Annotated in this window: 27 protein-coding genes; 20 read left to right on the forward strand and 7 right to left on the reverse strand. The window is 66.3% G+C overall.

Annotation, left to right across the window (positions count from 1 at the left end):
• Nucleotides 1-13 precede the first annotated feature (13 nt).
• The 3 genes from ACL58G_RS13375 (at nucleotide 14) to ACL58G_RS13385 (ending at nucleotide 2516) form a co-directional block, all read left to right on the forward strand.
• Nucleotides 14-628, forward strand: coding sequence for an NADPH-dependent FMN reductase (locus ACL58G_RS13375; RefSeq protein WP_413384177.1), 615 nt, complete (start codon nucleotides 14-16; stop codon nucleotides 626-628).
• A 31-nt stretch (nucleotides 629-659) separates the two neighbouring features.
• Complete coding sequence (locus ACL58G_RS13380; RefSeq protein WP_413384179.1) at nucleotides 660-1265, forward strand: tRNA-uridine aminocarboxypropyltransferase; 606 nt, start codon at nucleotides 660-662, stop codon at nucleotides 1263-1265.
• A 99-nt stretch (nucleotides 1266-1364) separates the two neighbouring features.
• Entirely contained in the window at nucleotides 1365-2516 is a 1152-nt protein-coding gene (locus tag ACL58G_RS13385) for a PA0069 family radical SAM protein (RefSeq protein WP_413385975.1), read from the forward strand.
• Here the strand turns inward: ACL58G_RS13385 and ACL58G_RS13390 are convergent.
• Nucleotides 2513-3052: a GNAT family N-acetyltransferase gene (locus ACL58G_RS13390; RefSeq protein WP_413384181.1), complete on the reverse strand. Its 540-nt coding sequence runs from the start codon at nucleotides 3050-3052 to the stop codon at nucleotides 2513-2515. The genes ACL58G_RS13385 and ACL58G_RS13390 overlap by 4 nt on opposite strands.
• A gap of 85 nt (nucleotides 3053-3137) precedes the next feature.
• On the opposite strand from ACL58G_RS13390, the gene ACL58G_RS13395 reads away from it, so the two are divergent.
• Entirely contained in the window at nucleotides 3138-3683 is a 546-nt protein-coding gene (locus tag ACL58G_RS13395) for an AAA family ATPase (RefSeq protein WP_413384183.1), read from the forward strand.
• On the opposite strand, the gene ACL58G_RS13400 is transcribed toward ACL58G_RS13395, so the two are convergent.
• Nucleotides 3680-5014, reverse strand: a complete 1335-nt coding sequence (locus ACL58G_RS13400) for a deoxyguanosinetriphosphate triphosphohydrolase (RefSeq protein WP_413384185.1) — start codon at nucleotides 5012-5014, stop codon at nucleotides 3680-3682. The genes ACL58G_RS13395 and ACL58G_RS13400 overlap by 4 nt on opposite strands.
• A 115-nt stretch (nucleotides 5015-5129) precedes the next feature.
• On the opposite strand from ACL58G_RS13400, the gene ACL58G_RS13405 reads away from it, so the two are divergent.
• Nucleotides 5130-5801: a PadR family transcriptional regulator gene (locus ACL58G_RS13405; protein ID WP_413384187.1), complete on the forward strand. Its 672-nt coding sequence runs from the start codon at nucleotides 5130-5132 to the stop codon at nucleotides 5799-5801.
• A gap of 3 nt (nucleotides 5802-5804) precedes the next feature.
• Here ACL58G_RS13405 and ACL58G_RS13410 read toward each other — a convergent pair whose 3' ends face one another.
• Entirely contained in the window at nucleotides 5805-6956 is a 1152-nt protein-coding gene (locus ACL58G_RS13410; RefSeq protein WP_440967305.1) for an acyltransferase family protein, read from the reverse strand.
• 129 nt (nucleotides 6957-7085) lie between these two features.
• Between ACL58G_RS13410 and ACL58G_RS13415 the strand changes: the two genes are divergently transcribed.
• Complete coding sequence (locus ACL58G_RS13415) at nucleotides 7086-7655, forward strand: RNA 2'-phosphotransferase (RefSeq protein WP_413384191.1); 570 nt, start codon at nucleotides 7086-7088, stop codon at nucleotides 7653-7655.
• A gap of 8 nt (nucleotides 7656-7663) precedes the next feature.
• Here ACL58G_RS13415 and ACL58G_RS13420 read toward each other — a convergent pair whose 3' ends face one another.
• The 3 genes from ACL58G_RS13420 to ACL58G_RS13430 form a co-directional block, all read right to left on the reverse strand.
• On the reverse strand, nucleotides 7664-8203 hold the full coding sequence (locus tag ACL58G_RS13420) for an ankyrin repeat domain-containing protein (RefSeq protein ID WP_413384193.1): 540 nt from the start codon (nucleotides 8201-8203) through the stop codon (nucleotides 7664-7666).
• Nucleotides 8204-8281: 78 nt separating this feature from the next.
• Entirely contained in the window at nucleotides 8282-8854 is a 573-nt protein-coding gene (locus tag ACL58G_RS13425; protein ID WP_413337694.1) for a gamma-glutamylcyclotransferase, read from the reverse strand.
• A 56-nt stretch (nucleotides 8855-8910) separates the two neighbouring features.
• On the reverse strand, nucleotides 8911-9870 hold the full coding sequence (locus ACL58G_RS13430) for a LysR family transcriptional regulator (protein WP_413384195.1): 960 nt from the start codon (nucleotides 9868-9870) through the stop codon (nucleotides 8911-8913).
• 95 nt (nucleotides 9871-9965) lie between these two features.
• On the opposite strand from ACL58G_RS13430, the gene ACL58G_RS13435 reads away from it, so the two are divergent.
• Both ACL58G_RS13435 and maiA read left to right on the forward strand, forming a co-directional pair.
• Nucleotides 9966-10991 (forward strand): fumarylacetoacetate hydrolase family protein, encoded by a 1026-nt coding sequence (locus ACL58G_RS13435; RefSeq protein ID WP_413384198.1) that lies wholly within the window; start codon nucleotides 9966-9968, stop codon nucleotides 10989-10991.
• On the forward strand, nucleotides 10988-11632 hold the full coding sequence (gene maiA / locus ACL58G_RS13440; protein ID WP_413384200.1) for a maleylacetoacetate isomerase: 645 nt from the start codon (nucleotides 10988-10990) through the stop codon (nucleotides 11630-11632). The genes ACL58G_RS13435 and maiA overlap by 4 nt, the downstream gene beginning before the upstream one ends.
• 32 nt (nucleotides 11633-11664) lie before the next feature.
• On the opposite strand, the gene ACL58G_RS13445 is transcribed toward maiA, so the two are convergent.
• Nucleotides 11665-12123, reverse strand: coding sequence for a CBS domain-containing protein (locus ACL58G_RS13445; RefSeq protein WP_413384202.1), 459 nt, complete (start codon nucleotides 12121-12123; stop codon nucleotides 11665-11667).
• Between the two features lie 152 nt (nucleotides 12124-12275).
• Between ACL58G_RS13445 and ACL58G_RS13450 the strand changes: the two genes are divergently transcribed.
• The 12 genes from ACL58G_RS13450 to ACL58G_RS13505 all read left to right on the forward strand — a co-directional run bounded on the left by ACL58G_RS13450 (nucleotide 12276) and on the right by ACL58G_RS13505 (nucleotide 22032).
• A complete protein-coding gene (locus ACL58G_RS13450) occupies nucleotides 12276-13037 on the forward strand; it encodes a uracil-DNA glycosylase (protein WP_413384204.1) in 762 nt (253 codons plus the stop codon).
• Nucleotides 13038-13393: 356 nt separating this feature from the next.
• Nucleotides 13394-13891 (forward strand): Fe-S cluster assembly transcriptional regulator IscR, encoded by a 498-nt coding sequence (gene iscR, locus ACL58G_RS13455; protein ID WP_413384206.1) that lies wholly within the window; start codon nucleotides 13394-13396, stop codon nucleotides 13889-13891.
• Nucleotides 13891-15147: an IscS subfamily cysteine desulfurase gene (locus ACL58G_RS13460; RefSeq protein ID WP_413384208.1), complete on the forward strand. Its 1257-nt coding sequence runs from the start codon at nucleotides 13891-13893 to the stop codon at nucleotides 15145-15147. The genes iscR and ACL58G_RS13460 overlap by 1 nt, the downstream gene beginning before the upstream one ends.
• Before the next feature lie 30 nt (nucleotides 15148-15177).
• The gene (iscU, locus tag ACL58G_RS13465; protein WP_413384210.1) at nucleotides 15178-15576 is read left to right on the forward strand and encodes a Fe-S cluster assembly scaffold IscU; all 399 of its coding nucleotides are present in this window, start codon (nucleotides 15178-15180) and stop codon (nucleotides 15574-15576) included.
• A gap of 107 nt (nucleotides 15577-15683) precedes the next feature.
• Nucleotides 15684-16007, forward strand: coding sequence for an iron-sulfur cluster assembly protein IscA (gene iscA / locus ACL58G_RS13470; RefSeq protein ID WP_025511908.1), 324 nt, complete (start codon nucleotides 15684-15686; stop codon nucleotides 16005-16007).
• Nucleotides 16008-16023: 16 nt separating this feature from the next.
• Nucleotides 16024-16539: a Fe-S protein assembly co-chaperone HscB gene (hscB, locus tag ACL58G_RS13475; protein WP_036230761.1), complete on the forward strand. Its 516-nt coding sequence runs from the start codon at nucleotides 16024-16026 to the stop codon at nucleotides 16537-16539.
• A 172-nt stretch (nucleotides 16540-16711) separates the two neighbouring features.
• Complete coding sequence (gene hscA, locus ACL58G_RS13480) at nucleotides 16712-18616, forward strand: Fe-S protein assembly chaperone HscA (protein WP_413384212.1); 1905 nt, start codon at nucleotides 16712-16714, stop codon at nucleotides 18614-18616.
• Nucleotides 18617-18825: 209 nt separating this feature from the next.
• Nucleotides 18826-19164: an ISC system 2Fe-2S type ferredoxin gene (gene fdx / locus ACL58G_RS13485; protein ID WP_413337702.1), complete on the forward strand. Its 339-nt coding sequence runs from the start codon at nucleotides 18826-18828 to the stop codon at nucleotides 19162-19164.
• Nucleotides 19165-19180: 16 nt separating this feature from the next.
• A complete protein-coding gene (gene iscX, locus ACL58G_RS13490) occupies nucleotides 19181-19375 on the forward strand; it encodes a Fe-S cluster assembly protein IscX (protein WP_036230754.1) in 195 nt (64 codons plus the stop codon).
• Nucleotides 19362-20282: a class I SAM-dependent methyltransferase gene (locus ACL58G_RS13495; RefSeq protein ID WP_440967312.1), complete on the forward strand. Its 921-nt coding sequence runs from the start codon at nucleotides 19362-19364 to the stop codon at nucleotides 20280-20282. The genes iscX and ACL58G_RS13495 overlap by 14 nt, the downstream gene beginning before the upstream one ends.
• Entirely contained in the window at nucleotides 20279-21313 is a 1035-nt protein-coding gene (gene ltaE, locus ACL58G_RS13500; protein ID WP_440967314.1) for a low-specificity L-threonine aldolase, read from the forward strand. The genes ACL58G_RS13495 and ltaE overlap by 4 nt, the downstream gene beginning before the upstream one ends.
• Nucleotides 21313-22032, forward strand: a complete 720-nt coding sequence (locus tag ACL58G_RS13505; RefSeq protein ID WP_440967315.1) for an RNA pseudouridine synthase — start codon at nucleotides 21313-21315, stop codon at nucleotides 22030-22032. Before ltaE ends, ACL58G_RS13505 begins: the two co-directional genes overlap by 1 nt.
• Nucleotides 22033-22095 lie beyond the last annotated feature (63 nt).

Genomic DNA, 22095 nt, shown 5'->3' on the forward strand with positions numbered 1-22095 from the left:
TGGAGGAGCGCACATGATCAAGATCGGAATCATCGTCGGGAGCACCCGGCCGGGCCGCAAGGCGCTGGACGTGGCGCGCTGGGTGCTGGACATCGCGGGCATGCGCGCGGACGCCGTGTTCGAGCTGGTCGACATCCAGGATTTCAACCTGCCGCTGCTGGACGAGCCGGTGCCGCCGGCGCTGGGACAGTACACGCAGCCGCACACGCAGGCCTGGGCCGCCGCCATCGCCGGCTTCGACGGCTACGTGTTCGTCACGCCCGAGTACAACCACGGCACGTCCGGCGCGCTGAAGAACGCCATCGATTTCCTGTACAAGGAGTGGAACAACAAGGCCGCGGGCTTCGTCGGCTACGGCAGCGCGGGCGGCGCGCGCGCCATCGAGAGCCTGCGCCTCGTGATGGGCGAGCTGATGGTGGCCGACGTGCGCGCGCAGGTGATGCTGTCGCTGCGCACCGACTTCGAGAATGGCACGACCTTCAATCCGGCCGGGCACCACGAGCAGTCCGTGGATGCCATGCTGGACCAGGTGGTGGCGTGGAGCCGGGCGCTCAGGACCGTGCGGCCGGATGCGCCCGTCACCTCGGACGATGCGCCGCATACCGGCCAGCGCATGGGCAGCCAGTGACGGCCTGGCGGCGGCGTTACAATCGCCGTCCATGACCGCTTCATCCTCTTCCACAAGGCGCGCAACGTGCGCCGCCTGCCTGCGCGCGCAGAGCGCCTGCATCTGCCACTGGGTGCGGCCGCTGTCCAGCCGTGTCGACTTGCTGATCCTGCAACATCCGCTCGAGGTGCGCAACGCCAAGAACAGTGCGCGGCTGCTGCATCTGTGCTTGCCCGGCAGCCGCCTCGAAGTGGGCGAGACGTTCGCTGATCTGCAGGCGCTGCTGCACGCGGATGGGCGGGTGCCCGTGCTGCTGTATCCCGAAACGCCCGGCTTCGTGCCGCCCGTGCTCGCACCGGCGCCGCCCGAACGGCTGCGGCTCGTCGTGCTGGACGCCACCTGGCGCAAGAGCCGCAAGATGCTCCATGTAAATCCCGAACTGCAAAAGCTGCCCCGGTTGGCGCTGCACGACGTGCCCGCGTCGGCTTATCGGATCCGCAAGGCGCATGCGCCGCACCAGTTGTCGACACTGGAAGCGGCCGCGCTGGCACTTGGCCAAATGGAAAGCGACGCCGACGCGTACCGGTCTCTACTGCAAGCGTTTGACGGTTTTGTGCAACAACAAGCTGCTCTTTTTTTGTGCTTGAACCCATCCTGACATCGGCGTACTATACTGTATAAACATACAGTACTTAAGGAGCGCCGTGTGAATCGGGTCAACAAAGCAAACGCAAGTCGGGCGGTCAGCCAGGTGGTGTTGCCGTTCCCGCAAAAGTCCGCCGAGGTCGTGCCCATCCACGGGCCAATCAAAGGTCGTGGCGCCGTTACCAATCTTCAAGGCCGCTACGAAGTGAACGGCCGCGAGCGGTTCGACGACGGCTGGACCGTGCCTGGCGTAAAGGACGAGGCACCGGCGCCCCTCAAGACGACCGTCACTGACGAGATCGCCAAATCGATCCTCAGCCGCAACACGTCGCCGGATATCCCGTTCAGCGTGTCGCTGAACCCGTACCGGGGCTGCGAGCACGGCTGCATCTACTGCTTCGCGCGGCCGACGCACGCCTACCTGGGCCTGTCGCCGGGCCTGGATTTCGAGAGTCGCCTTTACGCGAAGGTGAACGCGGCCGACCTGCTGCGGCGCGAGCTGGCACGGCCGGGCTACGTCCCGGAAAACATTGCCATCGGCGTCAACACCGACGCGTACCAGCCTTGCGAACGCGAGCGCCGCCTCACGCGCGAGGTGCTCGAAGTGCTGGGCGAATGCAACCACCCGTATGGCCTGATCACGAAGTCGTCGCTGATCGAACGCGACATCGACCTGATCGCGCCGATGGCCGAGAAGGGCCTGGCCTGCGCCGCGATCACCCTGACGACGCTGGACGGCGAAATCTCGCGCACGCTCGAGCCCCGTGCGGCCGCGCCCGCCCGCCGCCTGCGCGCGATCCGGACGCTGACGGAAGCCGGCATCCCCGTCAGCGTGAGCGTCGCGCCGATCATCCCGTTCATCACGGAACCGGAAATCGAGCGCATCCTGGAAGCCGCGAAGGACGCCGGCGCCGTCGGCGCGCACTACACGGTGCTGCGCATGCCGTGGGAAGTGAACCCGCTGTTCCAGCAATGGCTGCACGCCCACTTCCCCGACCGCGCCCAGCGCGTGATGAACCGCATCCGCGACATGCGCGGCGGCAAGGACTACGACAGCGACTTCAGCAAACGCATGACGGGCGAGGGCATCTGGGCCGACCTGATTCGCCAGCGCTTCACGAAGGCCATCAAGCGCCTGGGCCTGGATGGCTATATGGGGCGCTTCCACAAGCTGGACGGCTCGCAGTTCAAGCGGCCGCCCGTGGTGCCGAAGACGATCGTCAAGCCTACCAGCGCGGCGGCGGCGCAGTTGGATCTGTTTTAAAGGGCCGGAATCAACGACAGCACGTGCGCCGCGACGGCGCGCCCGTGCAGGTTGAGTCGGTTGCGCGCAAGGCATTCATGGACGGCCCCGGCCTTGCGGGCAACGCCGAGGCTCGGCACGTTGCCGTCGGCGACGACGATTTCGACGCGCGACTGGCCCAGGTGCTCGAACGCATGACGCGACAGTGCCCGGATGGCCGCCAGCGCCGCGCCCTCGCCCTGGGCCGAGGTACGCACCCAGTAGCCGAGGTTGCAGAAGCCGTGCAGGCGATTGAACTGGTTGAGGCCGGCCGCGCCGACGTAGTGCCGGCCGTCCGGCCGGAAAATGCCGAACTCGTGCGCGCTGCCATCGGCACGCGCGGCATCGCAGAACGCGATCCAGGCCAGCGCATCGGCATCGTCGTAAGCGGCATGGGCCCAGGGCATCCACGGTCCGAGGCTCGCCATCGATTCGCGGACGGCCGCCGCCATCGCCGGCGCGTCGTCCGGGACGAGGGGGCGCAGCAGGAAACCGTCGGCGTGGATGGGCTGTGTCATGTCAGCATGATAACCGGTCGGTTGTAGGGATGCGGGGTCTCGGCTACGATTGCGTTCCTTATAGCGGTGGATCGGCAGGCGGGATATGGTGGAGCAGGGCAGCACGGTGCAGCGCATCGTCTTCGTGGGCGCGGAATCGACGGGCAAGTCGACGTTGTCCGAGCACCTGGCACGTGCCTACGACACGGTCGCGGTGCCCGAGATCGGCCGCTTCATCTGGGAAGAAAAACAGGGCAAGCTGGGTCCGGACGACTACGTCGAGATCGCCGTCAGGCACCGCGCCGCCGAGGATGCGGCGATGGCGCAGGCGCGGCGCTGGCTGTTCGTCGACACGAATGCGCTGACGACACTGCTGCTGGGCATCGAGTTCCGACAGGTCGGCGACCCGCCGCCGGCCGAGCTGCTGCGCTGCGCCGACGAATGCCGCGCGCGCTATGCCCACACGTTCGTCTGCGCGGACGACATCCCGTACGAGGAACAGGACGTGCGCGAGAACGAGGCGTGGCGCGGGCGCATCCAGCGACTCGTGCTCAAGGATCTCGACGCCCGCCGCATCCCGTACACGGTTGTGCAAGGCAGCGTGGAAGAACGGGCGCGCCAGGTGCGCCGCGTGCTCGACCAAGCCGCTTAAACGATCGTGCCCGGCAACTCGATGCCGTGCAGGCGCCGGAACAGCTTCAGCGCGAAGCCGTCCGTCATCCCGGAAATATAGTCGGTCGCCCCGAGCAGGCGCGCGTACGGCGTCGTGCCGCGGCTGAATTGCTGCGGGATGATTTGCGCGATCTTGCGGTCGGCCGCCGACCGGACCGCTTCCGGCTTGACGAGCGCCGGCACGATCTTGCCCAGCAGCCCGCCGAGGATCTCGAAACCGGCCGCCTCGATCTGCAGCACGGATGGCGTCGCATAGATCCGCTCGCGCGACAGCGTCGCGATCGCCTTCAGTTCGGGCGCGAAGCGCGATGCCCCGGCGAGGTCTTGCTCGAAGCGGCCGTCCATGATCGCGTCGTAATGCTCGCGGAAGACCTCCAGCGCGGCGCCGATGAGATGGCCGATGGCGCGGGCGCGCAGGTATTCCACCCGGCCCGTGTCGTCGGCCAGTTGCCGGTAGGACGGGCTCGCGGCCGCGCCGTCCGGGAAGGCGAGGGGCCACAGCAGCTGGCGCGCCTCGTCGAAGGACACGCGGCCCAGCCGGTGACCATCCTCCAGGTCGACGATGCCGTAGCAGATGTCGTCCGCCGCTTCCATCACGAAGGCGAGCGGATGGCGCGTCCAGGCGCCCGGGCCCTTGCGCACGAGGCCGACCCGGGTGGCGACCCGTTCGGCCGTTGCCGCGTCGTCCGCGAAGTAGCCGAATTTCTTTTCGCTGATCCTGTCCCTGGCCGACGGCACGTCGGAGGCGCGCGGGTATTTCATGAACGCGGCGAGCACGGCACAGGTGAGCTGGAAGCCGCCGTGGTCGACGGCATTTTGCAGACGCGTGACGAGGCGGAAGCCCTGGGCATTGCCCTCGAAGCGCAGGAAATCCTGGCGTTCGCGCTCGTTGAGGTCGGTCAGCCAGCGTTCCTTGTGCTCGGCGAACCATGACTGGATCGCAGCTTCGCCCGAATGGCCGAATGGCGGGTTGCCGATGTCGTGGGCGAGGCAGGCGGCCGCCACGATGCTGCCGAAGTCCTGCGGCGCCATCGACAACGCCGGCTCGCGCTCCTTGATGAATTCGCCGCACAGCATGCCCAGCGAACGGCCCACCGACGACACTTCGATGCTGTGCGTGAGGCGCGTGCGCACGTAATCGCTGTCCGATAGCGGGAACACCTGCGTCTTGTCCTGCAGGCGCCGGAACGCGCTCGAATACACGAGCCGGTCCCAGTCGCGCATGTATTCGGTACGGCTGCCGCCGTCGCCCCGGTCATCCTCGCGGCCCAGGCGCATCGTCGACACCAGGCGGTCCCATTCCATCGGCATCTTGTCTCCAGAAATTGTTCGATGGTGCAGTGTAGCGCCATCGTGCACAAAATGGTTGACATCATCAACTTCGTTATATATCTTACGATGTATCTTACGATATAGGGAAGCGATCATGCCACACCATCATCCACATCATCACCACCACCATCATCATGACCACGAGCACGCGGGCTTCGCGCCGCACCACCGGCATGGTCCCGGCGGTCCCGGCGGTCACCATGGCCGGGGCCGCGGTCCGGGCGGCTTCGGCTTTTCCGACGACGGCGGGCTGCCGCGCGGCCGCAAGCTGTCGTCGGACGACCTGCAGTTGCTGCTCCTCGCCCTCATCGCCGAACAACCGAGCCATGGCTACGAGCTCATCCGGGCATTGGAAGCCCGCTCGGGCGGCTTCTACGTGCCGAGCCCCGGCATGATGTATCCGGCGCTCGCCGCGATGGAAGACCTGGGCTGGGTGACCATCGAGCTCGAAGGCACGCGCAAGCGCTACGCCCTGTCGGACGACGGCCGCGCCCATCTGGACGCGAACCGCGAACACGTCGACATGCTGCTCGCCCGACTGCAGGAGGCCGCGCGCAAGATGGAATTGATGCGCAGCGCGCTCGCCGAAGGGGAAGAGGGGCCGGGCGGACGCGGTGCGTTCAGTGCCGAGTTGCACGACGCGCGCCACGCACTCAAGCGGGCACTGGCCTCGCGGGCGGGCGCATCCGCCGAGGAGCAGCAGCGCATCGCCGCCATCCTGATGCGCGCGGCGGCCGAGATCGAGCAGGGCGGCGCAGCAGGCTGAAGTTCAGCCCGCGAGTGCACCAGGCAGCCGCCGGGGCGTGCCGCGACGCATTCGCAGCCCCGGACGCTCGACCGCCACGTACAGCAGCGCCGCCATGGCCAGCGACGCCCCGTTGTACAGCACGAATGCGCTGAACGGTGCGTTCGCCGCCAGGTCGCCCGCCACGCCGTCGAGCCACGCAACCACCTGGCGATGCGTCAGGTACAGGCTGAACGCGAGCAGGGCGAGCATGCGGACGCCCGGCAGCGCCCGGCATCCGAGCGGCGTACGCGGACTCAGCGCACCGAGCAGTAGGCAGGCACAGCCGAGGGCCACGAGCGGATAGAGAAAAACGGCACCGCCACGGCCAAGCACATCGACCCGCGCCGCTGCAGCCAGCAGCGCCAGGCCCGCGCCGAGTAGCACCCATCCGTGCGACAGCACGCGCGTCCACCAGGCTGGACGGAACGCGCGCAAGGCAGCCAGCAGGACGCCGGCCAGCAACCCGTCGATCCGCGTCCACGTCGGACTGTAGATCCTGCCGACATAGCCCGCGACCGCCCGCGCGGCGTCTCCGCCCGGCGCGAGATGCGGCGCGATCGCATGCCGCCATTCCCAGTCGCGCAACAGCATGCCGGCACCGATTAGCAGGGCGGCGCCGGCGCCTGTCGCGAGCATGCCCGGCATCCGTCCGCGGCGCGCCAGCAGCCATCCGGCCAGTGGAAACAGCAGGTAGAAATGCTCCTCGACGCACAGCGACCAGGCGTGTGAATACGCCCGCTGCGTGAGGTGGTCGGGCAGGACGTTCATGGTGAAGGTGAGGAATTGCCAGACGGGCGGCATCGACTCGGCTTCGCGCCATGCCGGCAGCGCGAGATACAGTACCAGCACCGCGAGGTAGGCTGGCAGGATGCGCCACGCCCGGCCGACGACGAAGCCCGCCCAGTCCGGCGTGCGTCCGGCCGCCAGGTCGCGCAGTACGGGCCACCCGATCAGGTAGCCGCTGAGCACGAAGAACAGGTCGACACCCATCCAGCCATGCTGCCCGGGGCCTGTGACGTCGATGCCGTGGCTGGACAGGTGGTACAGCATGACGACGCCGATGGCGATGGCGCGCAGCAGGTCGAGGCCGGGCGCGCGGGGCGACGACGAAGCCGGAATGGGTGATGGATGCATGGCGCGCAAGTCTACCTGAGCGCAAGGCGTCAAGACTCGGCAATCATCACCGCGTCGTCGGCGCGTGCGTTGGCGGTCGCGACCAGCCTGGCGTATGCTGGCGCCGACTCCATTTCTCCTGTTCACATCATGTCTCGGGATACGATCGTCGACACCAGCAAACTACTGAGCTACGTGCTGCGCCATCGCCCGGACAGCATCGGCCTTCAGCTCGATGCCAACGGCTGGGCCGATGTCGACGCGCTGCTGCAGCGTCTGGCCGAACATGGCAGGCCGGTCGCGCGCGAACTGCTCGATCGCGTCGTCGCGAACAACGACAAGCAGCGTTTCGCGTTCGATGCCACCCGTACCCGCATCCGCGCCAGCCAGGGGCACTCGATCCAGGTCGACCTGGCCCTGCAGCCGGCGCAGCCGCCGGACGTGCTGTACCACGGCACGGCGAGCCGCTTCCTGAAGTCGATCCTCGCGTCGGGCCTGCGTGCCGGCAACCGCCAGCACGTGCACCTGTCGGGCGACGTCGGCACCGCTCGCCGCGTCGGTGCACGCTACGGCTTTCCCGTCATCCTGCGCGTCGACACGGCCCGCCTGCGCGCGGATGGCGCCGTGTTCTACCGCTCGGACAACGGCGTCTGGCTGACTGGTCCCGTGGCGCCGCGCTACCTGCGCGTGCTGGACGGGAACGACCGCGGCGGCGATTGACGAGCGGCTCAGCGCTCGCTGGTCGCCGCCGCCAGCAGTTCGGCCGTGTCGTCCGCCCCCATCCTGCGCGCCGCGTCGAGGATCGCATTGCCGTCCGCGTCCGGGCGGAACGGGTCGGCGCCGCGCGCCAGCAGCAGGCGGACGATATCCCCGCGGTTGAACATCGCGGCGAACATCAGCGCCGTCTTGCCGTTCGGGCCCGCGTGGTCGACCGCCGCGCCGTGGTCCAGCAGCAGGGTCGCGATCGCCAGGTCCCCCTTGAAGGCGGCGCCGGCCAGCGGGGTCTGGCCGGCGTCGTTCATGATTTCCGGATCGGCGCCGTGCTCCAGCAGTACCCGCGCCGCGTCCGCATGGCCGTGGTAGCAGGCCAGCATCAAGAGACTGTCGCCGCGTTCGTTGCGCAGGTTGGGCGGCAGGCCCTGGCCCAGCAGCGCCGCGAGTTCGGCGGCCTCGCCGGTGCGCGCGAAGTGGAAGACCTTGCGCACGAAGGCCAGCGTGTCTTCGTCGAGTTCGCTGGCCGATGGCGGATGCGGCGGTGGTTGCATCATGGTCTCCTGTGCGTGAAAGCTCGACAGGATTAGAACATAAAGCTGCCGCGCGCACCGCGGCGCCGGGTTCGCGCGATATCAAATCCGGCGCTGGAACTCTTCCAGGTGCCGTTCGATCTCAAACACATGCGGGTCGGGCTTGCCGAGTGCGCGCAGGGCCTTGGCCAGTTCCAGCAGGTATTCGCTGTTCGGTCCGCTCGGGCCGCGCGCGGTGGCGATCTGTAGCGCAATGTCGCGCTCACTCGCCGGGCCGAGGTACGCGGCGTTCTCGTGCGTGGCGATGTAGACGAGGCCTTCGGTGGCGCTCCCATCCTCGAAGCGGATGTCGGTCGCCAGGCGCAGGTAGCCGTTCTTTTCGCGGTAGTCGAGGTGCGCGAATTCCTCGGGCGTGACGAGGTAGGCCATGCCGTGGCACGTCGCGTCCGGGTCCGGCACCAGGGTCACGACCCGGCCCGGCGCAGTCTCGGTGCCGCGGTGGTCGTGCGAGCCTTGCCAGAAGCGCCGCGTCCATCCCGTGATGCTGGCGGGGCGCCGCTCGATGTAGGGGAAGTCGGCCTTGAAGATGAGGGAGCCGTAGCCGAACAGCCAGACGCTGGCGTGGTTGTCGAACCTGTCCATGCGCTGGTTGATCGCGATGGTGTTATGGGACATCGATGAAAGGAGGTTGCGTGGAGGAAGCTGCATTCTAGCGCGGCCGTTCGGCGGCGTCAGGCGCGCGGCCGCAATGCGCCCGCGGGATTGTCGGCCGCGCCGACCCAGTCGAACAGGAACGCGATGAAGGCGGCCGCGGCCGGCGACAGCGACCGCTGTTCGCGTGTGTAGACAAAGAAGCGGCGCGTCAGCACGGGCGCGTCGAGCGGCAGCATGCGCAGGCCGTGCAGGCGCACGAGCGGGGCGGCGTAAGGCATGCAGACGGTGACGCCCAGGCCGGATGCCACCAGCGCCAGCGCGGTGGTCATGTACGTGACTTCGTGGGCCGGCCGCAGCGTCAGGTCGCGCAGCGTATCCGCGCCGCCGGCCTTGGCGTCGGCGGCGCCGGTGCTCATGTCCGCCAGCAGCCGCTCCGTGAACTGGCCGCGCAAGGTGATCAGCGGATGCGCGGCCAGGTCGCTCCAGCCGAGCCGGCGGCGCTTCGCCAGCGCATGATCGGGCGGCAGCACCGCTTCGAACGGCATCTCCATCAGCTCGCGTGCTTCCAGTTGCGGGGCGCCGTCGCGTTCCGGGCCGATGCCGAAGTCCGTCTCGCCGGACAGCACGCGCGTCGTGACGGCCTCGACCGGGGAATCGGACAGGCTGATGCGGATGTCCGGGTAGCGCGTGCGCCACGCGGCGATCACCTGCGGGAGCAGGGTGCAGGCCATCAATTGAGGCACGGCCACGCGCACGATGCCCTTCCTGAGTTGCGCCTGGTCCGCAATGTTCGCAAGCGCACGGTCGAGATCGTCGATCATCTGGCTGAATAGGGGGTACAGCTCGTTCCCCGTTTCGGTCAAGGCGATACGCCGCGTGCTGCGGTCGACGACGCGGACGCCGAGCGTCTGTTCCAGCTCTTTGATCAAACCGGACAAGGCCGACTGTGTAACGTGCATGTACTGCGCGGCAAGCGTAAAGTTACCGGTCTTTGCCAGGGCAACGAGAGCGCGCATCTGGCGCAGGGTAGGATTCATCAGAAAATCCGATAAATAGAGCGGAAAATATTGTTTGTATGATAGTCCGTTTTAATTTTTAATGGCGGAAACACTTAATCGTTGAAGGAAACGCCATGAAACTCGCTACCCTGAAGTCGGGCGGGCGCGACGGCACGCTCGTCGTCGTCAGCCGGGACCTGGTCACCTGCCAGGCGGTCCCCAGGATCGCCCGCACCCTGCAGCAGGCGCTGGACGACTGGGACCACGTCGCGCCGAAGCTGCGCCAGGTCTATGAGCAATTGAATGCCGGCACGGCCGCCGGGGCGGAATCCTTCATCGAGGAAGAGTGCGCGTCGCCGCTGCCGCGCGCCTACCAGTGGGCCGACGGCTCCGCCTACATCAACCACGTGGAACTCGTGCGCAAGGCGCGCGGCGCGCAGGTGCCGCCGTCGTTCTATACGGATCCGCTGATGTACCAGGGCGGCTCGGATGCCTTCGTCGGCCCGTGCGACCCGATCGCCGTGCTGTCCGAGGAGTGGGGCGTCGACCTGGAAGCGGAAGTGGCGGTCGTGACGGGCGATGTGCCGATGGGCGCTACCGTGGAGCAGGCGGCCCGGGCCATCCGCCTCGTCATGCTGGTCAACGACGTCTCCCTGCGCAACCTGATTCCGAAGGAGCTGGAAAAGGGCTTCGGCTTCTTCCAGTCCAAGCCGGCCAGCGCGTTCTCCCCGGTGGCCGTGACACCGGACGAGCTCGGCGACGCCTGGCGCGACAGCAAGCTGCACCTCCCGCTGCTGGTGACGTTGAACGATCGGCCGTTCGGCCGTCCCAACGCGGGCGACGACATGACGTTCAGCTTCGCGCAACTGGTCGCGCACGCCGCGAAGACGCGCGAACTGGCAGCCGGTTCCATCATCGGCTCGGGCACGGTGTCGAACAAGCAGGGCAGCCTGCACGGATCGAGCATCGCCAACGGCGGCGTGGGGTATTGCTGCCTGGCGGAGCTGCGTATGTACGAGACGATCGAACAGGGCGCGCCGGCCACGCCTTTCCTGCGCTTCGGCGATACTGTCCGTATCGAGATGCTCGATGCCGACGGCGCCAGCGTGTTCGGCGCCATCGACCAGGAGGTAGCACACTATCACGGGAGGAAGGAATGAAGCTCTATACCTATTTCCGCAGTTCGGCCGCATACCGGGTGCGTATCGCGCTCAACCTGAAGGGGCTGAAGTACGACGCGGTTCCGGTGCACCTTTTGCGTGGCGGCGGCGAGCAGCTGCAAGAGAACTACGTCAAGATGAATCCCAGCGGTCTCGTCCCCACCTTCCAGGACGACTACATCACGCTGACGCAGTCGATGGCCATCCTCGAATACCTCGAGGACGAATACCCGCAGGTGCCGCTGCTGCCGAAGGATGCTTCCGGCCGCGCGCGCGTGCGCGAGCTCGCGCAGATTATTGCCTGCGACATCCATCCTGTGAACAATTTGCGCGTGCTGCGCTACCTCGTCAAGGACCTCGGCCTGTCGGAAGAGACCAAGACGCAGTGGTACCGCCACTGGCTCGTGGGCGGCCTCGACGTGCTGGAGAAACACCTGGCGCGCGACCCGAGCGCGGGCCCGCTGTGCCACGGCTACCTGCCGACGATCGCCGACTGTTTCCTCGTGCCGCAGGTGTTCAATGCGCAGCGCCACGGCATCGACGTTGCCGTCTATCCGAACATCGCGCGCATCAACGCGGCGTGCATCGAACTGCCCGCCTTCGTGGCGGCGCATCCGTCCAACCAGCCGGACGCCGAGTAAAGCGCACCGGCTGATCGAAGACGCGGCGCTGCTCAGTGCCGCGTCTGCGAGCCAAGCGTCGAGCGATCCGGCTCGGCCGGCGTGGAAATCTCTTCCAGCGTGTGGTCGATGCCGGCCGAATGCTTGGCCGCCATGTCGCCAAGGGAAACGATGCCGATCACTTCCTGCGACTGCTCGTCGACGACGGGCACGCGGCGGATCTGCACGTCGCCCATCTGGCCCAGCACCTCGTCCACCGTCTGGTTCGGCGCGCAGGTGCGCACGTCGGTGCTCATCACGTCGCCCACGCGTGTCCGATCCGGGGCCTGGCCGGCCGCCGTCGAGCGGACCGTGATGTCGCGGTCGGTGATCATGCCGACGAGCTTTTGGCCATCGAGCACGGGGATCGACCCCACGTTCAATTCATCCATCATCTGCGCGGCGCGCTGCACGGTTTCCTGTGGCGAAATGCTTTGCACGTCGCGGGTCATCACATCCTGAATGGTCTGCATTTGAACTCCTCCTGATGTTCACACGGCGATGCATGATGCACGCTTTCGCGAAGATCGGACGCTACGTTGACTCGCGGAACAGTCCGTAAATACAGGTCTTGTGCGAAGCCGGCTCGGCTACAATCTGCGGCTCTTTGACTCGCAACGACACCATGCCCATTCCCGCGCCCATCCTCGAAGCCTCGCAGCGCGCCGACGCCTCCTGGCGCCCCCATCTGATCACCGGTCTCGACGCGATGATGCGCGCAACGCCGGATTACCTGCCGGACCTCGCCAACGATCAATATCTGCCGACCGGCGGCCGCCTGTTCGCGGCGTTCGCACTGCCGCTGCCGAACGTGCGCTACGTGCTCGTGGGGGAGGGGCCGTATCCGCGCGAGGAGAGCGCGACCGGCGTGTGCTTCATGGATGGTGCCGTCGGACCATTGTGGTCGGAGACGGGCCTGTCGAAGCCCGTCAACCGCGCGACGTCGCTGCGCAACTTCATGAAGATGCTGCTCGTGGCCGAGGGCCGCCTGAGCGAGGACGACACGGGCGGCGCGGCATTGGCCCCGGTCGCGAAGGCGGCGCAAACGGATGGCTCGATCCAGACCCTGGCCGAGCTGCAGGACAACCTGCTCGGCCACGGGTTCCTGTTATTGAATGCGGCCCTCGTGTTCCGCAAGCACGTGCCGCCGGTCCAGGAAGCGCGTGCGTGGGTACCGTTCCAGCGCGCCGTGTTCGCCGCACTGGCGGAACGGGCCGACAAGCCGACGCTGGTCCTGTGGGGCAAGATCGCGGAGCAATTGAACAAGGTGCCGGAGACGGCCGGCCTCCCGCAGATCCACGCCGAGCACCCGTACAACCTGTCGTTCATCCGCCACGAAGGCATGCAGACATTGTTCGGCCCGATGCATTTGCTGCACCGCCGTTAAATTCGGGGTCAGAGCACATTTTTGCGCAATTGATCCAATGCCATTCGACTGGATGAGGGCAGCCACGATTTCGAGGCAGCTACCATGTCGTCCGCTGACCGAAGCGCCAATGGCCGGCGCGAATCTTGGCGGGAAGCCATTGCCAAAAAAAGGGCTCTGACCCCGAATTGTCGTTGCGTTTGCTGCACTGCGGCTAAAAAAGAGGGGGCCAAGCAAAGGCTGGCGAAATACGCTATACTTGACTAAATCGATCAACTAATCAGGTTTTTCTCAACGTCCCGCAGGACAGGTGAAAACGTGACGGGTTGAAGAGAAGCAAGATTTTAACACTGTCTGGAAAACCAACCGGGGTTCTGATGCGTCTGACCACCAAAGGCCGTTTTGCCGTTACCGCGATGATCGACCTCGCCCTGCGCCAGGGCAATGGTCCGGTCACGCTGTCGGGCATCAGCCAGCGCCAGGCTATTTCGCTGTCGTACCTGGAGCAATTGTTCGGCAAGCTGCGCCGCCACGAGATCGTCGAGTCGGTGCGCGGCCCGGGCGGCGGCTACAGCCTCGCGCGCAGCGCCGACAAGGTCACTGTCGCCGACATCATCATCGCCGTCGACGAGCCGATCGATGCGACCCAGTGCGGCGGCAAGGAAAACTGTCATGGCGCCGATGCCTCCAGCGGCACGCGCTGCATGACCCACGAACTGTGGGCCACGCTGAATGCGAAGATGGTCGATTTCCTCGACTCGGTGACCTTGCAGGATCTCGTCGACCAGCAGAAGCAGAAAGAACAGAACGTCGTGGTGATGCACCGCCACGCGCCGTCGGACAATACTGAAGCTAAGCATATTGGAGTGAACTGATGAACGCGCCCTTGGACAAAAAAATCGAGCAGAGCTTCGTGACTGCGCCGCATTTCCCGATCTACATGGATTACTCGGCCACGACGCCGATCGATCCGCGCGTGGCGGACAAGATGATTCCGTACCTGCGCGAGCAGTTCGGCAACCCGGCGTCGCGCAGCCACGCTTACGGCTGGAGCGCCGAGGCGGCCGTCGAAGAGGCGCGCGCGCAAGTCGCGGCGCTCGTCGGCGCCGATCCGCGCGAGATCATCTGGACCTCGGGCGCGACCGAATCGAACAACCTCGCAATCAAGGGCGCGGCGCAGTTCTACAAGTCGAAGGGCAAGCACATCATCACGGTCAAGACCGAGCACAAGGCCGTGCTGGACACCGTGCGCGAACTGGAACGCCAGGGCTTCGAGGCGACTTACCTGGAACCGCAGGACAATGGCCTGATCACGCTGGAGCAGCTGGAAGCGGCGATGCGTCCGGACACGATCCTCGTCTCCGTCATGCTCGTGAATAACGAGATCGGCGTGGTCCAGCCGATCAGGGAAATCGGCGAGCTGTGCCGCAAGAAGGGCATCATCTTCCACAGCGACGCGGCGCAGGCCACCGGCAAGGTCGAGATCAACCTGGAAGAGCTGAAGGTCGACCTGATGAGCTTCAGTGCGCACAAGACCTACGGTCCGAAGGGCATCGGCGCGCTGTACGTGCGCCGCAAGCCGCGCGTGCGCCTGGAAGCGCAGATGCACGGCGGCGGCCACGAGCGCGGCCTGCGTTCGGGCACGCTGGCGCCGCACCAGATCGTCGGCATGGGCGAGGCCTTCCGCATCGCCAAGGAAGAGATGGACACCGAGCTCGCGCGCATCAAGGCGCTGCGCGACCGCCTGGCCAAGGGCCTGCTGGAGATCGAAGAGGTCTACATCAACGGCGACATGGAACACCGCGTCCCGCACAACCTGAACGTCTCCTTCAACTTCGTCGAAGGCGAATCGCTGATCATGGCCGTCAAGGACATCGCCGTTTCGTCGGGTTCGGCCTGCACGTCGGCGTCGCTGGAGCCGTCGTACGTGCTGCGCGCCCTGGGCCGCAGCGACGAACTGGCACACAGCTCGATCCGCTTCACGATCGGCCGTTTCACGACCGAGGAAGACATCGACTTCGCCGTCAAGCTGCTGAAGGAAAAAGTCGGCAAGCTGCGCGAACTGTCGCCGCTGTGGGAAATGCACAAGGACGGCATCGACCTGAACTCGATCCAGTGGGCCGCCCACTAATTCACTGAACAGACACGAAGGAGCACTACCATGGCATATTCCGACAAGGTCCTGGACCACTACGAAAACCCGCGCAACGTCGGCTCGTTCGACAAGAATTCCGACGACGTCGGCACCGGCATGGTCGGCGCACCGGCCTGCGGCGACGTGATGAAGCTGCAGATCAAGGTGAACGAAGCCGGCGTGATCGAAGACGCGAAATTCAAGACGTACGGCTGCGGCTCGGCGATCGCATCGAGCTCGCTCGTGACCGAGTGGGTGAAAGGCAAGTCGCTGGACGAAGCACTGGCCATCAAGAACACGCAGATCGCCGAGGAACTGGCGCTGCCGCCGGTGAAGATCCACTGCTCGATCCTGGCCGAAGACGCCATCAAGGCGGCCGTCGCCGACTACAAGCAGAAGCACGGCGCCGAAGAAAAAGCCGCGTGATCGGTGCGGTGGGCACGGGGTGCCCACCCTACGGCCCCGCCATCGTAGGGTGGGCTCCCCGAGCCCACCAAATGACGTAGCAACACACGAAGCTGGAGATTTTTGAAATGGCTGTGACCCTGACCGAAAAAGCCGCAAAGCACATCAACCGTTACCTCGAACGCCGGGGCAAGGGCGTGGGCCTGCGTTTCGGCGTGCGCACGACCGGCTGCTCCGGCCTGGCCTACAAGCTGGAATACGTCGACGAAGCCAGCCCCGAAGACGCCGTCTTCGAATCGCACGGCGTGAAGGTCTTCGTCGATCCGAAGAGCCTGGCGTATATCGACGGCACCGAGCTCGATTTCGCCCGCGAGGGCCTGAACGAAGGCTTCCGCTTCAACAACCCCAACGTCAAGGACAATTGCGGTTGCGGCGAAAGCTTCCGCGTCTGACCGGGAGCGCCGGAACGTGCAAAACCATTTCGAGCTGTTCCAGCTGCCGGCCAGGTTCGACGTCGACATGGACGCGCTGGACGCGGCTTACCGCGAGGTCCAGGGCCGCGTCCATCCGGACCGCTTCGTGAACGCGAGCGACGCGGAAAAACGCGTCGCGATGCAATGGGCGACGCGCGCCAACGAGGCCTATCAAACGCTGAAGAGTCCCATGCTCCGCGCGCGCTACCTGTGCGAGCTGAATGGCGTCGACCTGCAGACCGAGTCGAACACCGCGATGCCGATGGACTTCCTGATGGAGCAGATGGAGCTGCGCGAAGCGCTGTCCGACGCGCGCGACGCGAAGGATGCCGGCGCGCTCGACGAGCTCGATGCGCGCATCCGCGGCGAGCGCAAGCAGCGCCTGGCGCAGGTCGGCAAGCTGCTCGACGCCGGGGACTACCCGCAGGCGGCGCAGGGCGTGCGGGCGCTGATGTTCCTCGATAAATTCGGCGACGAATTGCACTACGCGTTCGAGGCATTGGAGAGTTGAATATGAACACGGCGCGATGGATATCCTTGTCGTGCCGTCGAACGAGTTCCGTAGGGTGGGCACCCCTGTGCCCACGCGAACGCCCGCAATACGCTGGCATCCGCGTGGGCATGGGATGCCCACCCTACGCAATTTGCGACAGTATCTAACAAGAAGATTAGGTAACACGACCATGGCACTACTGCAGATCTCCGAACCCGGCATGTCGACCGCGCCGCACCAGCACCGGCTGGCGGTGGGCATCGACCTGGGCACCACCAATTCCCTCGTCGCGACCGTGCGTCATTCGATCCCGGAAGTGCTGACCGACGAGGACGGCCGCTCGCTGCTGCCGTCGATCGTGCGCTACCTCCCGAACGGCCACGCCAACATCGGCTACAAGGCCATGGCGGCCCGCACCACCGATCCGAAGAACACCATCGTCTCCGTCAAGCGCTTCATGGGCCGCGGCCTGAAGGATATCGCCCACGTCGAGAACCTGCCCTACGATTTCGTCGATGGTGGCCGCGAAGGCGGTCACGGGATGGTCCAAGTGAAAACCGTCGCGGGCGTGAAGTCGCCGGTGGAGGTCTCCGCGCAGATCCTGGCCACGTTGCGCCAGACCGCGGAAGATGCGCTGGGCGATGAACTCGTCGGCGCCGTCATCACCGTCCCCGCGTACTTCGACGACGCGCAGCGCCAGGCGACGAAGGACGCGGCCCAGCTGGCCGGCCTGAACGTGCTGCGTTTGCTGTCCGAGCCGACGGCCGCCGCCATCGCGTATGGCCTCGACCACGGCAAGGAAGGCGTGTTCGCCGTGTACGACCTGGGCGGCGGCACGTTCGACATCTCGATCCTCAAGCTGTCGAAAGGCGTGTTCGAAGTGCTGTCCACGGGCGGCGATTCCGCGCTCGGCGGCGACGACTTCGACCAGCGCCTGTTCTGCTACATCACCCAGCAGGCCGGCCTCGCGCCGCTGTCGGAAGTCGACACCGCCACGCTGATGGTCAAGGCGCGCCAGGCCAAGGAACTGCTGTCGACGAACGAAGAGACGACCGTCGAGGCGATCCTGAAATCGGGCGAGGTCGTGCAGGTGACGATCACCGCGAAGACCTTCGCCGAGATCACGCAGCCGCTCGTCGCGAAGACGATGAACGCCGTGCGCAAGGCGATGCGCGACGCGAACGTGTCCGTGGAAGACGTCGATGGCGTCGTGCTCGTCGGCGGCGCCACGCGCATGCCGCACATCCGCCGTGCCGTCGGCGACTTCTTTAAGACGATCCCGCACGCGAACATCGACCCGGACAAGGTCGTCGCGCTGGGCGCCGCCATCCAGGCGAACCTCCTCGCGGGCAACCGCGCGGCCGGCGACGACTGGCTGCTGCTGGACGTGATCCCGCTGTCGCTGGGCATCGAGACGATGGGAGGCCTGGTCGAGAAGATCATCCCGCGCAATTCCACGATCCCGTGCGCCCGTGCGCAGGAATTCACGACCTTCAAGGATGGCCAGACGGCCCTGGCCGTGCACGTGGTGCAGGGCGAGCGCGAGCTGGTGTCCGACTGCCGTTCGCTGGCGCGCTTCGAACTGCGCGGCATCCCGCCGATGGCGGCCGGCGCGGCGCGCATCCGCGTCACGTACCAGGTCGATGCGGACGGATTGCTGTCCGTCGCGGCGCGCGAGATGCGCTCCGGCGTGGAAGCGTCGATCACCGTGAAGCCGTCGTACGGCCTCGGCGACGACGAGGTCGCGCGCATGCTGCAGGATTCGTACAACTCGGCGCAAGTGGACATGGTCGCGCGCGCGCTGCGCGAGGAACAGGTCGAGGCCGAGCGCATCCTGCTGGCCACGCAATCCGCGCTCGACACCGACGTCGAACTGCTGAACGCCGAAGAGCAGGACACGATCGCGCAACTGATGCAGGACGTGCGTGACGCGGCGGCGCGCTCGAACGATACGTCCATCGACGCGGACTCGCGTCAGAACGTACTGCACGACGCGGTGCAGGCGCTGGCGCGCGGCACCGAGGAATTCGCCGCGCGGCGCATGGACAAGAGCGTGCGCAAGGTATTGGCGGGTAAATCGCTCGACCAGGTTTAAACTCGAACGGTAATACAACGTCGTTCCCGGACTGGCCGTCCGCCTTGACGGGAACCCAAGCTGAGCATCAGGAATCGCAACGTGTGCGGTATCGCGGGTGCACCGACTTCGGTAACTCAACTTGGATCCCCGCCTACGCGGGGATGACGGTTTTAGGGGGGCGGACCGAGATCGGTACCCCAGAACAAACAAACACAAGAGGTCAAGAAGTGCCACAAATCGTCATCCTCCCCCATCCCGTCTTCTGCCCCGAAGGCGCCGTGCTCGAAGGCCAGAGCGGCAAGTCGATCTGCGACACGCTGCTCGAGCACGACATCGAGATCGAACACGCCTGCGACCGCGTGTGCGCATGCACCACGTGCCACGTGATCGTGCGCGAAGGCTTCGATTCGCTGAACGAGCAGGAGGAAAAGGAAGAGGACATGCTCGACAAGGCCTGGGGCCTCGAGCCGAATTCGCGCCTGTCCTGCCAGGCCATCATCGCCGACGAAGACCTCGTCGTCGAGATCCCGAAGTACACGATCAACCACGCAGCCGAGAACCACTGATCACGACGGGGGACACATGAAGTGGACCGATGTCACGGCCATCGCCGAGGCCTTGTACGAACAGCACCCGGACGTCGATCCGGCCACCGTGCGCTTCGTCGACCTGCATAACTGGGTCGTCGCGCTGGACGGCTTCGACGACGACCGCACGCGCGGCGGCGAGCGCGTATTGGAAGCCATACAGGCAGCCTGGATAGATGAAGCCCGCTAAAAAAGAAGCCCCCACGATTTACCAACAAGCCCCGGAAATCAAGCCGGGGCAGTCGATCGAACTGCTGAAGGAACTGCACATCCTCACGCGCGACGGCAAGCTGAACCAGGACAGCCGCCGCAAGCTGAAGCAGGTCTACCACCTCGTCCAGTTCATCGAGCCCTTGCTGAAGGATGTCGGGGAAAGTGCGACCGTGGTCGACCACGGCGCCGGCAAGTCCTACCTCGGCTTCATCCTGTACGACCTGTTCTTCAAGGGCAGGGAGAACGGCGGCCATATCTACGGCATCGAGACGCGCGAGGAACTCGTGCAGAAGTCGACGGAACTGGCCGCACGCCTGGGCTTCCCGGGCATGTCGTTCCTGAACCTGTCCGTCGCGGAGTCCACCGGGTCCGACAAGCTGCCGGCCACGATCGACGTGGTGACGGCGCTCCACGCCTGCAACACGGCGACGGACGACGCCATCGATTTCGCACTGAAGAAGCACGCGAAGCACATCGTACTGGTGCCGTGCTGCCAGGCCGAAGTCGCATCCGTGCTGCGCAAGAATAAAGGCAAGGACCTGGGCCGCAGCGCGCTGACGGAAATCTGGCGCCATCCGATCCACACGCGCGAATTCGGCAGCCAGATCACGAACGTGCTGCGCTGCCTGCAGCTGGAGGCGCACGGCTACCAGGTCACCGTGACGGAACTGGTGGGCTGGGAACACTCGATGAAGAACGAGCTGATCGTCGCCACCTATAAAAACCTGCCGCGCCGCCGGCCGGCCGAGCGCCTGCAGCAGGTGCTGGCCGAAGTCGGCCTCCAGGAACTCTCTTCGCGTTTCTATACGGGGCCAACGACAAGCGGGCCAACGACAGGCGAGCCAACGACAAGCGGGCCAACGACAAGCGAGCCGACGACATGAGCGACCACCACGACCGCTGGATCGACCTGCGCAGCGACACCGTCACCCAACCGTCCGCCGCGATGCGCGCCGCGATGGCCGATGCAGCCGTCGGCGACGACGTCTACGCCGACGACCCCACCGTCAACCGCCTGCAGGACTTCGCGGCCGAACTGTTCGGCTTCGAAGCCGGCCTGTTCGCGCCGAGCGGCACGCAAACGAACCTCATCGCGCTGATGACGCATTGCGGCCGCGGCGACGAATACCTCGTCGGCCAGGAAGCCCACACGTACAAGTACGAAGGCGGCGGCGCCGCGGTGCTGGGTTCGATCCAGCCGCAGCCGATCGCCAACCAGCCGGACGGTTCGATCGCAATCTCCGACATCGCCGCGTACATCAAGCCGGACGACATGCACTTCGCGCGCACCCGCGTGCTGGCGCTGGAAAACACGATCGGCGGCCGCGTGCTGCCGCGCGACTACGTGAAGGCGGCGACGGACCTCGCGCATGCGAAGGGCCTGGTCACGCACCTGGACGGCGCCCGCGTCTGCAACGCCGCAGTCAAGCAGGGCATCTCGCTGCGCGAAGCGGCGGCCGGTTTCGACACCGTGTCCGTGTGCCTGTCGAAGGGCCTCGGCGCGCCGGTCGGTTCCGTGCTGCTCGGACCCAGGGCGTTCATCGAGCAGGGCAAGCGCTGGCGCAAGATGCTGGGCGGCGGCATGCGCCAGGCCGGCGTCATCGCGGCCGCGGCGCATTACGCGCTGGAGCACAATGTCGAGCGCCTCGCCGAGGACCATCAACATGCGGCCGACCTGTCCGCCGGCCTCGCGCGCATCGAGCAGCTCACGGTGACGACGCCGCAGACGAACATTTTTTATGTGGAGATCCCGCAAGCCGCGTGCGCGCAGCTGGCAGAGGCGTTGAGCCGCCAGGGCATCCGCGCCTCGATCGGCCCGCACACGCGCCTCGTGACGCACCTGGACGTGACGGCCGTGGATGTGAAGACGACCATCGCCGCGTTCGAAGCGTTCTTCCGCGACTGGAAAGCATAATGAGTGACGAAGGAATCCGCCTCGCCAAGCGCGTGGCCGAAACGGTGCCGTGCTCGCGCGGCGAAGCCGAACGCTATATCGCAGGCGGCTGGGTGACGGTCGACGGGGACGTCGTCGAAGATCCCGCGACGCGCGTGACCTCGGCGCAGACGGTGGCGCTGCTGCCGGGCGCCGAACCCGTCGAACCGGCGCCGGTGACGATCCTGCTGCACAAGCCGGCCGGCGTCGATGCGGCCGGGGCGCTCGCGCTGATCGCGCCCGAGACGCTGGCCGCAATGCCCAACGCACCGGGTTTGCGTTATCTGCGCCGGCATTTGTCGCGGCTGACGATCGTCACGCCGCTGGAACCGGAAGCGAGCGGCCTGCTCGTGTTGAGCCAGGATTGGCGCGTGACGCGCAAGCTGGTCGAGGACGGCGCGCGCGTCGAACAGGAGTACGTGGCCGAAGTGACGGGCGCCATCGCCGACGATGGGCTCGCCCGGCTGAACGCGAGCATGCGCGTGCAGGGCCGGGCGACCGTGCCGCTGAAGGCGAGCTGGCAAAGCGAGGCGCGGCTGCGCCTGGCCGGCAAGGACGTCCGCCCCGGGCAGGTCATTGCGATGTGCGCGGAGGTCGGCTTGACCGTCACATCGCTGCGCCGGCTGCGCATCGGGCGCGTGGCGCTGGGCCAGCTGCCGGTTGGCCGCTGGCGGTATCTGCACGAGGCCGAACGGTTCTGACTTGCCGGAAAGGCAACCCCTCCTGTACACTGCGTCGCGCGCGCCTGGCGCTACAGAGAGGAT

The sequence above is a fragment of the Massilia sp. GER05 genome, assembly GCF_052056005.1.
GTDB classification, from domain to species: domain Bacteria; phylum Pseudomonadota; class Gammaproteobacteria; order Burkholderiales; family Burkholderiaceae_D; genus Telluria; species Telluria orientalis.